13 protein-coding genes are annotated in these 14,194 nt (G+C 39.6%); 9 read left to right on the top strand and 4 right to left on the bottom strand.

Annotated features, from left to right (window positions below; all coding sequences use genetic code 11):
- Positions 1–14 precede the first annotated feature (14 nt).
- Positions 15–2,081 carry a thioredoxin domain-containing protein gene (locus RCC89_16605; protein WMJ74777.1) on the top strand — a complete coding sequence of 689 codons (2,067 nt, stop codon included), beginning with the start codon at positions 15–17 and terminating at the stop codon, positions 2,079–2,081.
- A gap of 50 nt (positions 2,082–2,131) precedes the next feature.
- Here RCC89_16605 and RCC89_16610 read toward each other — a convergent pair whose 3' ends face one another.
- Positions 2,132–4,108 carry an OmpA family protein gene (locus tag RCC89_16610; protein WMJ74778.1) on the bottom strand — a complete coding sequence of 659 codons (1,977 nt, stop codon included), beginning with the start codon at positions 4,106–4,108 and terminating at the stop codon, positions 2,132–2,134.
- Positions 4,109–4,213: 105 nt separating this feature from the next.
- Here RCC89_16610 and yihA point away from each other — a divergent pair, with 105 nt between their 5' ends.
- The 3 genes from yihA (at position 4,214) to RCC89_16625 (ending at position 5,790) form a co-directional block, all read left to right on the top strand.
- The gene (yihA, locus tag RCC89_16615) at positions 4,214–4,807 is read left to right on the top strand and encodes a ribosome biogenesis GTP-binding protein YihA/YsxC (protein ID WMJ74779.1); all 594 of its coding nucleotides are present in this window, start codon (positions 4,214–4,216) and stop codon (positions 4,805–4,807) included.
- A gap of 73 nt (positions 4,808–4,880) precedes the next feature.
- Positions 4,881–5,231 (top strand): energy transducer TonB, encoded by a 351-nt coding sequence (locus RCC89_16620; GenBank protein ID WMJ74780.1) that lies wholly within the window; start codon positions 4,881–4,883, stop codon positions 5,229–5,231.
- A 31-nt stretch (positions 5,232–5,262) separates the two neighbouring features.
- A complete protein-coding gene (locus RCC89_16625; GenBank protein ID WMJ74781.1) occupies positions 5,263–5,790 on the top strand; it encodes a DUF5606 domain-containing protein in 528 nt (175 codons plus the stop codon).
- A gap of 6 nt (positions 5,791–5,796) precedes the next feature.
- Here the strand turns inward: RCC89_16625 and RCC89_16630 are convergent, their stop codons facing one another.
- Together RCC89_16630 and RCC89_16635 are read right to left on the bottom strand one after the other, a co-directional pair.
- On the bottom strand, positions 5,797–6,666 hold the full coding sequence (locus RCC89_16630; protein WMJ74782.1) for a fructosamine kinase family protein: 870 nt from the start codon (positions 6,664–6,666) through the stop codon (positions 5,797–5,799).
- 5 nt (positions 6,667–6,671) lie between these two features.
- Entirely contained in the window at positions 6,672–7,151 is a 480-nt protein-coding gene (locus RCC89_16635) for a low molecular weight protein-tyrosine-phosphatase (protein WMJ74783.1), read from the bottom strand.
- A gap of 678 nt (positions 7,152–7,829) precedes the next feature.
- On the opposite strand from RCC89_16635, the gene RCC89_16640 reads away from it, so the two are divergent.
- The 4 genes from RCC89_16640 to rsgA all read left to right on the top strand — a co-directional run bounded on the left by RCC89_16640 (position 7,830) and on the right by rsgA (position 11,239).
- Positions 7,830–8,291 (top strand): transcriptional repressor, encoded by a 462-nt coding sequence (locus RCC89_16640; protein ID WMJ74784.1) that lies wholly within the window; start codon positions 7,830–7,832, stop codon positions 8,289–8,291.
- A gap of 32 nt (positions 8,292–8,323) precedes the next feature.
- A complete protein-coding gene (locus RCC89_16645) occupies positions 8,324–8,953 on the top strand; it encodes a peroxiredoxin (GenBank protein ID WMJ74785.1) in 630 nt (209 codons plus the stop codon).
- 118 nt (positions 8,954–9,071) lie between these two features.
- Positions 9,072–10,322 carry a glycosyltransferase N-terminal domain-containing protein gene (locus RCC89_16650; GenBank protein ID WMJ74786.1) on the top strand — a complete coding sequence of 417 codons (1,251 nt, stop codon included), beginning with the start codon at positions 9,072–9,074 and terminating at the stop codon, positions 10,320–10,322.
- Positions 10,319–11,239, top strand: a complete 921-nt coding sequence (rsgA, locus tag RCC89_16655) for a ribosome small subunit-dependent GTPase A (protein WMJ74787.1) — start codon at positions 10,319–10,321, stop codon at positions 11,237–11,239. The genes RCC89_16650 and rsgA overlap by 4 nt, the downstream gene beginning before the upstream one ends.
- 35 nt (positions 11,240–11,274) lie before the next feature.
- On the opposite strand, the gene RCC89_16660 is transcribed toward rsgA, so the two are convergent.
- Positions 11,275–12,531, bottom strand: a complete 1,257-nt coding sequence (locus tag RCC89_16660) for an O-antigen translocase (protein ID WMJ74788.1) — start codon at positions 12,529–12,531, stop codon at positions 11,275–11,277.
- Between the two features lie 91 nt (positions 12,532–12,622).
- On the opposite strand from RCC89_16660, the gene RCC89_16665 reads away from it, so the two are divergent.
- Positions 12,623–14,167 (top strand): DUF6798 domain-containing protein, encoded by a 1,545-nt coding sequence (locus RCC89_16665; GenBank protein ID WMJ74789.1) that lies wholly within the window; start codon positions 12,623–12,625, stop codon positions 14,165–14,167.
- Positions 14,168–14,194: the final 27 nt, after the last annotated feature.

Genomic DNA, 14,194 nt, shown 5'->3' on the forward strand with positions numbered 1-14,194 from the left:
ACTTTTCTGCTTGTATGACCAATAACGAACCAAAAAAAAATCCTTCAGGCATTCAAAAGGCCAATAGACTAGTTGAAGAAAGCAGTCCTTACCTGCAACAACATGCTTATAACCCTATAGACTGGTATCCATGGGGCGATGAGGCACTGAACAAAGCAAAAGAAGAAAACAAGCCCATCCTAGTAAGTATTGGTTACTCTGCCTGCCATTGGTGCCATGTTATGGAGAAGGAGTCATTTAAAGACGAAGAGGTAGCCGAGTTGATGAATGAGCACTTTGTCAACATTAAGGTAGACAGAGAAGAACGTCCTGACATAGACCAGGTTTATATGGATGCGGTACAGGCGATGAACATTAATGGAGGCTGGCCCTTAAATGTTTTTTTAATGCCGGACACCAAGCCTTTCTATGGCGGTACTTACTTTCCTCCAGCCCATTGGACGCACTTGTTAAAACAAATCAGCAAGGCTTTTGAAAACAACAGAGAAGAACTTGAAACTTCTGCAGAAGAGTTCACCAAAGTTCTAAGACATAGTGAAGTCACCAAATACGGCCTATCCGACACTTCTGAAACTTTAGATCCGAGCGACCTTGACAAAGCTTATGAAAACTTAGCCAAAAACTTCGACGGTAAATGGGGAGGCACTGGCACAGAACCGAAGTTCCCCATGCCTTCTATCTATGGTTTTCTACTGCGTTATTACCTAAAGACAGGCAAAGAGGAGGCGCTAAGGCACCTAAAGCTCACATTAGACAAAATGGCCTATGGCGGGATATATGACCAGGCAGGCGGCGGTTTTGCCCGATACTCGACAGACGAAAACTGGCTGGTCCCCCACTTTGAGAAAATGCTCTATGACAATGGACAACTGATAAGCCTGTATTCCCAAGCTTATGCGGTAACCAAAGACAACAATTATAAAAGCATCGTGCTACAAAGCATAGAGTGGCTAAAAAAAGAAATGACCAGCGAGGAAGGCGGCTTCTACTCTGCACTTGATGCTGACAGCGAAGGCGAAGAAGGAAAGTATTATGTATGGTCGGCAGAAGAATTAAAACACATCATCCCCAATGATAGCTTTGAGTTGTTCAAGGATTATTACAACATCCAAACGAGGGGCAACTGGGAGCAAGAAAAGAACATCCTCCACAAAACCCTTTCCGATAAAGCATTTTCCAACAAACACAGCCTGTCTCCAGAGGAATTAAAAGCGCTTAAAGAAAAGTGGCTCCGGCTATTGCTTGACGTAAGAGAACAAAGGGAAAAACCAGGGACTGACGATAAAATTTTGGCCTCGTGGAATGGTATTATGCTCAAAGGCTTGATTGATGCCTACAGGTTTCTAAAACAAGACGAGCTGCTGGATTTAATCCTACAAAATGCCAATTTCATTAAGGACAAACTATCAAGAGAAGACCGAATTTCTCACACATATAAAGACGGGAAAGCTTCGCAGGAAGGGTATTTGGAAGACTATGCACTGGTCATAAAAGCCTACATAGCCCTATATCAAGCTACTGGAAAAGAAGACTGGCTACAATTGGCAGATAAGCACATGTCTTATGTCATGAAAAACTTCTTTGACCCAGTAGAAGAACTCTTCTATTTTACAGACATCGAATCAGAGAAGCTCATTGCCAGAAAAAAAGAAATATTTGACAATGTAATCCCTGCGTCAAACTCGGTAATGGCAGAAAACCTACTGTGGTTGGGTAAAATACTGGACAAAGCAGATTATATTGACCTCAGCTATAAAATGCTTTCTCGTACTAAGAATATCCTTACGACAGACCCTGACTTCCTTTCGAACTGGGCATCATTATTTGTTACACTAAGCAGCCCCATAGCGGAAGTCGTCATCGTAGGCCCTGATTTCAACAATATAAGAAAGGAAATAGACAGTGCGTTTATCCCGTCGATGGTAATATGTGGAACGAAAGAAAAAAGTACGCTACCACTGCTAAAAAACCGCATTGCTATCAACAACAAAACCACTATCTATGTGTGTGTTGACAAAACATGCAAACTACCGGTACACACTTCAGCAGAAGCACTGGAACAAATCAAAAACTTGAGATAAAAGTAAAGGCTATGCAATAACCCCCTTGCATAGCCCAAATTTTTACTAGGTTATTCTTTAGGCAAAGAATAATAATACCCTTTGCCACCCTCAGCTTTCTTCGGATCCTCAATAACAATCATCTCAGTTCTTCGGTTTTGCTGCCTCCCTTCCTCATCCTGATTGGTGGCCACCGGAAACTTTTCGCCATACCCGATCGGCACCATTCTATGTTTTTCTATACCTTTACTTACCAGGTAGTCTACCACAGAAGCAGCCCTTTTTTCCGAAAGCTCTTGATTGTAAGCTTCATTTCCTATGTTATCGGTATGGCCGGCAATTTCCACAAAAACATCTGGTTCATTTATCAGCAGCTTAGCAATACGGTCTAGTTCTGCATGAGATGAATTCTTCAGCACATACTTATCCGAATCAAAGAAAACATTTTTCAGCACAATTCTGCTCCCCTCCGAAATTGGCTCTAGGTAGAAATCTTTGACCAGTTCATGGTAATCCTCTTTTTCGGGAATGAAAATGTTTTCCGAAAAATGAAGGTATCCCGCAGCCTCAATTGACACGCCATAGTTTTTTCCTGGAGGTACAATAACAGTATATTTACCTGTATGGCTGTTGGCGTTAAATTGGTTAACTACCTCATTCGTTTCATTGTCCGTTACAGTTATATCCGCACCTACAGGCTTTGCCGTTTCTTCTGAGAACACTTTACCTTTTAAAACTATCAGAGATACTTTAGGCTTAGGCCTATGGACCACATATAAGTCTTTGTCCCCATACCCTTCTTCCCTAACCGATGAAAAATACCCACGGCTTCCGTCGGCAGACCATACAAAGAAAATATCGTCATCTGCTGTATTGATAGGGTACCCAATATTAACAGGAGCAGAAAAACTATCAGCTTCTGCAAAATACTCGGAGACAAAAATATCATATCCCCCCATGGTATTATGCCCCCTTGAGCTAAAATATAAGGTTTTTCCGTCGGGGTGGATAAAAGGCGCATCTTCATCAAACGGAGTATTGATGGTAGGTCCCAAGTTTTTAGGTGGTCCCCATGACCCGTCATCATCTTTTACAGCCATATAAATATCTGTTCCACCATGACCGCCTTTTCTATCGCTGGTAAAAAATATTGTCTTCTCATCGGCAGTAATACTGGCGCTAGGTTCCCAGCTTTTAGGCGTATTGATAATTCCGCCCATTTTCTTTGGCTTGCTCCACTCCGCCCCCTTAAGCGTACTATAATAAATGTCGCCCATACCGACATCTTTATAAATAAAAAGCATCTGCCCATCAGGCGACATCCCAATACAAGCATCATGTCCGCCAGTATTGATATTTCCACCTATATTTTGAGGCTCTCCCCATGCACCTGAAGAATCTTTATGGCTTATATAAATATCTTCAAAGTACTGGTCGGTCATAACATCTTTGCTATTTCCTGTAGTACCAGGCCTACGGGAAGTAAAAATCAGCGTCTGCTCATCGACAGAAATGACAGGGGCATACTCAGGGTACCGGCTGTTAATAACTGGTCCCAAGTTGTGGATCTCCACATTTAGAGAGTCCCTGACCAATTCTATTCCTGTCCGACACATTTGAATGTTCCGTTCGATCATGGCCACATCGCCTTCCTCTTTTTCAGGATCAAATTTGCTTAACGCCTTTTCATACAATGCGATGGCTTTTTCAAACTGATGGCTAAAATGGTAAGCTTTTGCCTGATACAAGTCCAATTCATCCCCTTTATACCCTAAACTGCGCGCTTTTTCAAAATATGCCGCAGCCTTCGTTTTGGGCGACCCAAACAAATAACAAGTACCGATCCTTGCCAGATAAAATGGGTTATCTGGCTTAAAACTATCAAGTTTTAGGTATATTTGCAGCGCATCATGATACTCTGCTAGTTTAAAAGCTTGTTTAGCTTCTTTTTTTAAACTCCGAGCAGATTGTGACAAAGCATTTTCTGAAAGAAGAAAACTAAAAGAAACCAATAAAAAAAGGCATTTCAACCACCTGTGGATCAACATTATTTAATTTTTATAAATTAAATTATTACAAATAAAACGAAAGATAAATATATTTTATTTTTCACCAAAGAACAAGTAAGCATAAGCTTAAAGGAAAACAAAACTATGATAAAAACAGCAAGATATATCTCTGGTACAACAGAATATAAAAAGTGCCCAGAACCGAATAAACCAGAGTTTGCCTTTATAGGCAGGTCCAATGTTGGAAAGTCCTCACTCATAAACATGCTGACCAACCAAAAGAAACTAGCCAAAACTTCAGGTCGTCCAGGTAAAACACAGATTATCAACCACTTTTTAATAGATGAGCAGTGGTATCTGGTAGACTTGCCAGGCTATGGATGGGCAAAAATAAGCAAAGCGAAAAGAGCAGAATGGGAGAAAATGATCAGGGCTTACCTTTTGAACCGGGAAAACCTGTTTTGTGTATTTGTACTGGTTGATTCGAGAATACCCCCACAAAACATCGACCTCGACTTTATCAGATGGCTGGGAGAACAAGGTATTCCATTGTCAATCATATTTACCAAGACAGACAAGCAGTCCAATTCAAAAACCACCAGCAATGTAAATGCTTTTTTACAGGAGATGCAGAAGGACTGGGTGGAATTTCCTGAACATTTCAGATCCTCTTCAGAAACAGGAGAAGGAAAAGAACAAATCATCTCCTATATAGTTAATGCAATACAAAGTGCATGAAAAGCATATTTTTTATAACTTTTCTTATATTTTTTATTAACTTTGGTTTTATCAACCAATATTATAGACAAACATGAAAAAAATAATCGTAGCCTGTTTCCTTTTCGCTTTATCTTTTAGTTCTTTTGCACAATCAGGTAAAGACATTCCTTCTGCAGAATATTACCCTGGAGGACAAGACTCGTTGGTCGCTTTTATTTATGAAACCATGGTTTATCCACCAATGGCCAAGAGAAATAGAGTCCAGGGCGAATGCATTGTAAACTTTGTAATTGAAGCAGACGGAACAGTAAGTAATATAAAAGTAGTTAAAAATATAGGAGGCGGCTGTGGAGATGAGGCAAAAAGGATTGTAAAAGAACTACAGTTCAATGCTCCTGGTTATAGGTTTGAAACCTCTATTCCAATTAAATTTAAACTTTGATTAAGCTAATCAAAAAAACACGTTAAAATAAATGGATCTTAAAGACATAGCTTCAGTATCCGGTAAAGGCGGACTTTTTAAAGTGGTAAAACCTACCCGTAATGGTGTTATCCTGGAAACGTTGGATGAGCAGAAAAACAAAATAATAGCAACTGCCAATAATAGGGTAAGTCTATTAAAAGAGATTTCTATTTACACAACAGATCAGGAAGGTTCTGCCCCACTTGAAGATGTATTTGCCAGTATTTATGAAAAGAAAGGCAAGAAAATAGATCTTGATCCCAAGAAAGCTTCTAACCAGGAACTGAAAGACCTTTTAGAAGAAGTTCTGCCTAATTTTGACGAAGAGCGGGTGTATGTTTCGGACATAAAAAAGCTAGTAGCTTGGTACAACATCGTTAGCGAATATCTTCCAGAAGCTTTTGAAGCTAAAAAAGAAGAAAAAGCAAAAACGGAAGACAAGCCAGCTAAAGAAGAACCAGAAGCTAAAAAAGCAGCGCCTAAAGAGAAGAAAGCTGCGGCCAAAGGCGAAAAGAAAAAGTCATCGGCAGGCAAATAATCCATTTTAGACAAACCGGTTGAGTATGCTCCTGACCGAATTGATATAACTACCGCCAAAAAGGTTTACATGAACCAATAGCGGATACAAGTTATAGATATCACTTCGGCCTTCAAATCCATACTCAACCGGATTTGTTTCTTGATAAGCTGCATAAAACCCTGGCCCAAAACCACCAAACAATTTTGTAAAAGCCAATTCTATTTCCCGGTGTCCATAATATACTGCCGGATCTATTAATGCGGCATAGCCACTGTCAGCCGTAACCACATTTCCACTCCACAAATCTCCATGTAGTAAAGCAGGTTTATCCTTTACCAATAAACTAGGCAATCGGGTGTAAAGCTTACTAAACTTATCAGCATCCTTTCCATTTAATTTACCATTAGCCAAAGCCAATCTCACTTGCGGCTGTAACCTTTTATTAATAAAAAAGCTGAACCAGTCGTCAGAAACCTCATTTTCCTGATGCAAAGAGCCAATATAGTTGTCCTTAAGAAAACCATAGAAATCACCGTGGACTTGGTGCTGTTTGGCCAAACACCGCCCAAGGTTTTCCCAATAATCCTTATTAGGCACACCAGGCACCACATACTCCATGAGAATATAAGAAAAACTACCATGCGTACCCCAAGCTATAATCTCTGGTACCTTCACCGCATTGGCTTTGCCTAGTTCCTTTACCCCTGCCGCTTCAGCCCGGAACATATCCTCTTTATCAAGATCATTTACCTTAACCACATATTTATTGCCCCCTCCATCTGCCAAGTAAACAGTATTGATACACCCGCCGCTTAAGTGGCTATACTTATATGTTTCATAAGGCTTGTTAAAAAGCGCTGACAACAATAAATTTAAATCATGCTCAGTAGCCATAGGCTTTAAAGGTTATTTTCTTTAACCACATGTTCTAAAAAGTTCCTGCAGCTTCTATCTAAAATTTCATATACCTCTGTAAACCCATCATCTCCGCCATAATAAGGATCAGGCACTTCCTCCGAGTCTTTCACAGTGTCAAACTGTCGCATCATATAAAACTTACATTTAACACCATTGCATTGGTTTTCTAAACCACGGATGTCGTTAAAATTACTTTTGTCCATAGCTACCATATAATCAAATTCTTGCAAGTCTGACGGAGTTAATTGTCTTCCTTTATGGGTAAGCTCAATACCATACCTATGAGCAGTTCCCCTCATGCGCGAATCAGGCAGTTTACCAATGTGCCAGCCAGATGTGCCAGCAGAGTCACACAAAATCTTGCCCATATACCCTCTTTGTTCCACAAGACGCTGAAAAACACCTTCTGCCATAGGAGAACGACAAATATTTCCCAAACAGACAAATAATACTTTTACCATACCATCATTATTTTTTTGATCTAAGGATATTGCTTTTATCGTTATTGACAAGTTTAACGCGAAATATGCAACAGGAACTTCTATTATGTGGCAAACCAACTTCAAAGCAGCGCTTGCTCGCATTTATTTCTTAAACCATAGGGCTACTTTGCGACATAAATGCGCTGATTGTTTGTTGTTTTGCCCCTCACCACGAACCCTATTGCATAATATGGGTTAAAATTATACAAGAATTACAAAGAATCATTATACATTTTATAAAAATTTTACTATAATTGCCATAGATTAGCACTTATAAAACTTTTTTCTGATTCATTTTAACAAATATGAACAGGCTATCATGAGCGTACCTGAAAAAAAGAACATTATTTTTTTAATAAAGATCATCGTCCTGTTCCTCGTACTAGTGCTAGGTTTTATAAACCCCAAAAACGCTGACCAAGACAGCTTTAAAAACCTGACTGGCATCAAAAAAATCAATAGTGTTTTAGCAATAAAAGCAATATTCAACATCAAATAACTTTTTTTTGACAGCCCTTTGCTTTCACAAACATCACCACCCCAAATAACCCATTACAATACAAACACTTACAAATAATTTTCTAAAAAATTACACAAAGTGAACAAATCACTTTATATTTGCCTTTAGATAATAATTATTATCACTTAGTAAGGATTATGAATGCCTCAGATAAAACATTTTCTTATAATGAGCTTAAAGAAAAACTGGCTGGTGCCGGCATCAAGGTGACACACCAAAGGATAGTTATCTATGAGGCATTGTGGCAACTTAACAATCACCCTTCTGCGGAGCAGATTTACGAATATGTCAAACCTAATAATCCGAGTATTTCTTTAGGAACGGTATATAAAACCTTAGATACTTTTGTTAATACTGGACTATGTGACAAAGTGCTATCGCCAGAAGGACAACAACGGTACGATGCCAATATGGACTATCACAACCATATATATTGCACCAATACAAAAGAAATCATAGATTTTGAAGATGCCCAATTAGACGAGATCATTCAGGCTTACTTTAAAAAGAAAAACATAAACAACTTTAACATTAAAGATATCAGGATACAGATTAGCGGTAGCAAAAATGATCCTGGCAAAGAAATAAAAATTACTTAATTCTCTTATTTTTAACTTAAAATATATTACAAATGACACTTGTAGGAAAAAAAGCCCCTTCATTTATTGCTCCAGCTGCTATTAACGGAGAAGAATGCGTGGAGGACTTCTCTCTTGAGCAATATCTTGGAAAAAAAGAAGTAGTTTTCTTCTTCTATCCTAAAGACTTTACTTTTGTTTGTCCAACTGAAATCCTTAAGTTCCAGGAGTTACTTCCAGAATTTGAAAAAAGAAATGTAGCAGTTGTTGGATGTTCTACTGACACAGAAAACTCTCACCTTGCTTGGTTAGCTACACCAAAAGACCAAGGAGGAATAGAAGGTGTTACATACCCAATTGTAGCTGACGTTGCTAAGACCATTGCTACTAACTATGGTGTTCTTGCTGGTGACTGGGATTATAATGAAGAAGGTCAACTTGTTTTCCAAGGAACTCCGGTAGCCCTAAGAGGAACATTCCTTATTGACAAGCACGGTATCGTAAGACATGAAACCATCAACGACCTGCCATTAGGTAGAAATGTTGATGAGACATTGAGAATGGTAGACGTTCTTCAGCACCACGAAAAGCATGGTGAAGTTTGTCCTGCTAACTGGGAAGAAGGCGAAGAAGCCATGGAAGCTACAAAAGAAAGTGTTTCTAAATATTTAGCTTCTAGATAAGTTACGGTTATATTAACAAAAAAAGAGCTGCATTTGATGTAGCTCTTTTTTTTTGTTTTCGCAATGAAATAAAACACCTAATTTGTTTTAAATTTACACTTACTAACTCAAGTATACCGTGTTCAAAACACTTTACGAAACATCTATTCATTTTTACACTATAGCCGTATCGGTAGCAGCCTTTTTTAATCCCAAAGCAAGACTTTGGAAAAAAGGCAGACAGGGAGTTTTTCAAAAGATTTCTCAACAACTCGCCAGTGACACCAAACGTAAAATCTGGTTCCACACCGCATCTTTGGGCGAATTTGAACAAGCAAGACCGGTACTGGAAAACATCAAAAATAACTACCCCGATACCTCCGTCATCCTCACCTTCTTTTCTCCATCAGGTTATGAGGTAAGAAAAAACTACCAGCATGCCGATTATGTGTTTTACCTGCCTGCCGACACTAGTAAAAATGCCAAACATTTCCTAGATATTGTCAACCCCTCTTTGGCTTTTTTTACTAAATATGATTTCTGGTACAACTACCTCAGAGAATTGCATAACCGCAATGTACCAGTCGTAGCCATTTCCTGCCTATTCAGACACAACCAGATTTATTTTAAAAAACTGGCCACCCCCTATAAAAAAGTATTACAACAAGTAGAAGCCCTATTTCTACAAAACCAGGAAAGTGCGGAAGTGCTTGTCCAAAACGATTTCTCAAACTTTGAAGTAACTGGCGACACCAGATACGACAGGGTAAGTCAAAATGCGGCACAGGCCACTAAGCTACCTACTATAGAAAAGTTTCGTCAAAATAAGCCGCTGCTTCTCGCTGGCAGTAGCTGGTCGGAGGACATGGAAGTACTGATCCCGTTTATCAATAACTTCAAGCACGAATTAAAACTCATTATTGCGCCACATGAGATAAAACAGGCAGAAATTAACGGCTATATTTCCCGAATAAACAAGAAGTCTATTAAGTTCTCTGAAATACAAAACCAAGAACCTACAGAAGCGGACATTCTCTTTATTGACAATATTGGTATGTTATCGTCATTGTACCAATACGCAGACTATGCCTTTATCGGCGGTGCGTTTGGTAAGGGACTTCACAATATATTGGAAGCTGCTGTATTTGGTATGCCACTGTTTTTTGGCCCTCGCTACCAAAGGTTTCCAGAGGCTGTAGATTTGAAAAAACAAGGCTTGGCGTTCCCTGTTAATTCACTAGAGGAGTTTGAACCTATTTTTAACGACCTTTACACCAATAACAACAAGAGGGTACAAATAGCTGAAGGCACCAAAGCCTTCATTAAACAACACACAGGAAGTACACAAAGAATAATGGATTACTGTAAAAAATATTTCGAAGGTATATGAAGGGGGTAATAATCAAGTCTACAGGATCGTGGTACGATGTAATGGACGAAAACCAGAACATCTATAAAGGAAGACTGAGAGGAAAACATAAAATTAAAGGGTTGAAAGTAAATAATCCACTGGCAGTAGGCGACCGGGTTGACTTTGAACAGGAAACTTCGGCCGAGTCGGTATCCATTACTGACATCCTACCTAGAGAGAATTACATACTTCGAAAATCTGTGCATAAAAAAGGGCATTCGCACATGATCGCAGCCAATATAGACCAGGCGATACTAATTGTTACCCTTTCGTTTCCACGCACCTCTTTAGGCTTTATTGACCGTTTTCTGGTTTCAGCCGAAGCTTTTCGAATTCCAGCAGTTTTGGTTTTCAACAAACAGGATATCTTAGAGGGCGAACTTAAGAACTACCAAACTGAACTGGCCCAGATGTATGAGAGTATAGGCTATAAATGCCTTTTTACTTCTACCCAAACCAGCGAAGGGATAGCAACATTTGACCAGTTCCTGGATAATAAAACCAGTCTGCTGTCCGGACATTCAGGTGTCGGAAAGTCTACTTTGGTGAACACGATAGCCCCACATTTGAGCCTGAAAACGTCTGAGGTATCAACTTTTGCAAACAAAGGAAAACACACCACCACTTTTGCAGAAATGTTCCGTCTGCGAGAAAACACCTATATTATAGACACGCCAGGGATCAAGGAAATGGGACTTGCTGAAATTGGCAATGAAGAACTATCCCATTATTTCCCAGAAATGCGCGACTTACTAGGAGCGTGCAAGTTCCACAACTGCAGACACATTAACGAACCCGGCTGCGCTGTTCGAAAGCAAGTTGAAGAAGGCGTGCTTCCCGCCACAAGATATGACAATTACCTAAGTATGTTGGAAGATTATGATAGTTATAGGTAAGGGTAAAAAAAAGTTCCATACCTTGTCACTACAGTTTATTTCAACCCAAAAACAATGCCTTTATAGACCACCACAGTAAAGAGCAGGTAGCATGCAAAACGGATAGCATGGGCAATGGTCAGTCCTTCCAGTCCCCACAACTCGGTGGCAATAAGAATCAGTACCACGTACAAAGCTGCTGATGCTGCCTGGGACCATATAAAAAGCCATGTTCGCGCTTGTGCACTTATAATGAATGAAAGGATATATGAAAGCATCTTGAAGAAATCTCCCAGCAACTGGTAATCCATTAAAAACGCGCCTTCCTTAAAGCGTGTATCAAAAAAAAGCTCTAAGATAAATTCCCTCAGGAAATAGATCACCAGCAAACCTACGGCCAATATAGGCGTCAGCACTTTCATAACATGCCTTACATAAGCGCTCAATGCGGCTTTGTCATTGATAATTTCTGAAACTTTAGGATAATAAACCGTTGAAATAATGGTAACAAAAGCCACAGAATAATAATCTGAAAACTTAGCCACTCCCTGCCACAACCCTGTTTGAAACAGCTCAAAACGATCTATTACAAAATCCCTCACAAAAAAGTCCACCGTTTTGCCAAACACCACCACGCTACCAGCCATCAAAACAAACCCCCATAAACTTTTAAAACTTTTCCACTCTGGCCTAAAGTCCCTTAAAAGCCGTAAAACAGGCTTCACTTTAATGGATAATAAAATAGCTACCCAAAACAATGAGGGAGGGCCAAAAGCATAAGCCAGCAGTACCGGTCCCGTTGCGCCGGAATAAAGTGCCGGCACCAGTATGCCCACGGCAATAACTGTACTTAGGACATTTATCCAAACATACGCCTTGAGCTTGCCAGCCGAAAGTAGCACTGACAAAAAGAAGTAGTTCAACAAGTGGAACAAAATGGCCACAAAAATAGCCATCAACCAAAAACCTTCGGACAAGCCTGCTGAAAAAAGCTCAGTAAAATAAGAGCGGAAAACCAGCACTACTAAGGCGATGACAAGAAAAGTAAGTAGGTTCAATAAAAGCGCTGCCCAGAAGATACTTCTATATCGGTGGTTATTGACCTCCTTGTCCGACAAGTGCTTTATCAGTCCACGGTTTATACCATCCGTAGGTAAAGTCAGGAATATGGACAAGAAGTTTTGAAAGTGCGCCAGCAAAGTTATGCCATCAGGCCCATAAAAGACAGCTACCAGTTTATTGATAACAAAGCTCCCTGCCGACTTCACCGCCACAGAAATACCCGACAAAAAAGACGCTTTCAGGAACTTCATATTTCAATATCCTAAACAAACAATTAAAAAAGTAGATTATTAAAGAACAGCAAACTTAGATATTCTGCACCTCAAATTGAAAGAATTGCGCATGAAATTACTATCTGAAAATAGGTTGCGGGAACTGGTCTTTGGTTTCTTCATGTGGGCAATCCTGGTTCTTTTCCAAGGATATCAGATAGGTACAGAAACCCATAGCGAGTTTTTATCCTATAGCGTCCATCTCAAAGAAAGCACTATTTTAACCAACGACCTGTTCATACAGAGCATTAAAGCCGCAGGATGGAATGAACATATGGTAAGTGCCTCTATTCTATCATTTTTTTACCCCTTTCAAGAAACCATCGTTTTAATTCTTCATATACTTGCCACTGTAGGGATAGTCATAGGCATGTTACGGTTATGCAGCCACTTCATACAAAACACCTATTTATCCTATACTGTCGTTTTGCTTACTTTATTAATAAGCTACAATGCCAATACAGGGGGCGATGAAATGTGGCGCAATAGCTTACAAGGAGCCAGCATAGCAAAAGCATTGGGTATTTGGGCAATAGTCTTGGTTCTGTCTGACAAAATAGTCAAAGGTACTGCACTGACCATGGCATCCACACTGCTGGAACCGATTATAGGGCTGCACTTATTCTTGTTATTTATCCCCGTATTTATCTATCAAGTATATGTTTCACAACGAGTACCTTTATTTGAAGCTATACTTTCCGTTTTCTTCTATGTGCTTTGCGCAGGTGTGTTTATCTGGTCGATCAGATTTTCACAAGGAGAACAAGCCTTAGCATCCATTGCCAATACTGATTATATCAGCTTAGTATATAAGTTTCGGCACCCAGAGTTTTACCATCCACTGCATTTTTCTAAACAAGGCATATTGTTGATGCTGTTCCTTATACCTATCGGCTTGGTCTATTTTCACCAAAAAGACCAACGGGTATTTGTCATGCTCATGACGATTGTGTTTGGCACATTTATTTACATAGGAGGCTTGTACCAGGACAGTATGTTAATCATTAGCTCATGGTGGTTCAGGACCATGATCTGGGCGAAGTTACTGGGATTTATCGCAGTAGCTGGTTTATTAGAAAAACATTTTCTAAAAAGGAGCATTAAAGAGAACAAAAGATTAGAGGTATTTGTCATTGGCTCCGCATGTTTAGCCGCCGGTATGTTGTTCTCCATTTTTCAAGAAGCCCTTCCAGGAGACAAACCTTACCATTTTTCTTCCAGCAACCTCCGCGCCAATCCTGAAACAGACATTGCGCTGCAAATAAGAGAGAAAACCCCAAAAAACGCTGTTTTCATCCAACCCTTAGAGTTTACAGCTTTAAAATACTACGGAAAACGTGCTTCATACGTAGATTTTCAAACATTGCCCAAGCGTAGAGACTACCTCCCTACTTGGAAGCAACGCTTAAAAGAGGTCTACAACATTCATTTAGATTTACCAGAAAAAGGGCCGCAGCTAAAAAAACCTGCCTATGCAGGCCTTATAAGCTTGGATGAAGATGGGCTCATGAGACTAAAAGCAAAAGGGGTGACCCATTTACTTACATACAAAGAACACCACCTACACTTAAGAATCGTAGCAGGAAACGATATTTATAAGGTATATGAACTATGAATTGTAAAAGGAATAGCTTTTTAAGTT

The sequence above is a fragment of the Cytophagaceae bacterium ABcell3 genome (assembly GCA_030913385.1).
In the GTDB taxonomy this organism is placed as follows: domain Bacteria; phylum Bacteroidota; class Bacteroidia; order Cytophagales; family Cytophagaceae; genus ABcell3.

Coding starts and splice junctions, on each gene's coding strand:
- RCC89_16605 (WMJ74777.1), top strand. CDS start 15: ATGACCAATAACGAACCAAAAAAAAATCCTTCAGGCATTCAAAAGGCC.
- RCC89_16610 (WMJ74778.1), bottom strand. CDS start 4,108: ATGTTGATCCACAGGTGGTTGAAATGCCTTTTTTTATTGGTTTCTTTT.
- yihA (WMJ74779.1), top strand. CDS start 4,214: ATGATAAAAACAGCAAGATATATCTCTGGTACAACAGAATATAAAAAG.
- RCC89_16620 (WMJ74780.1), top strand. CDS start 4,881: ATGAAAAAAATAATCGTAGCCTGTTTCCTTTTCGCTTTATCTTTTAGT.
- RCC89_16625 (WMJ74781.1), top strand. CDS start 5,263: ATGGATCTTAAAGACATAGCTTCAGTATCCGGTAAAGGCGGACTTTTT.
- RCC89_16630 (WMJ74782.1), bottom strand. CDS start 6,666: ATGGCTACTGAGCATGATTTAAATTTATTGTTGTCAGCGCTTTTTAAC.
- RCC89_16635 (WMJ74783.1), bottom strand. CDS start 7,151: ATGGTAAAAGTATTATTTGTCTGTTTGGGAAATATTTGTCGTTCTCCT.
- RCC89_16640 (WMJ74784.1), top strand. CDS start 7,830: ATGAATGCCTCAGATAAAACATTTTCTTATAATGAGCTTAAAGAAAAA.
- RCC89_16645 (WMJ74785.1), top strand. CDS start 8,324: ATGACACTTGTAGGAAAAAAAGCCCCTTCATTTATTGCTCCAGCTGCT.
- rsgA (WMJ74787.1), top strand. CDS start 10,319: ATGAAGGGGGTAATAATCAAGTCTACAGGATCGTGGTACGATGTAATG.
- RCC89_16660 (WMJ74788.1), bottom strand. CDS start 12,531: ATGAAGTTCCTGAAAGCGTCTTTTTTGTCGGGTATTTCTGTGGCGGTG.
- RCC89_16665 (WMJ74789.1), top strand. CDS start 12,623: ATGAAATTACTATCTGAAAATAGGTTGCGGGAACTGGTCTTTGGTTTC.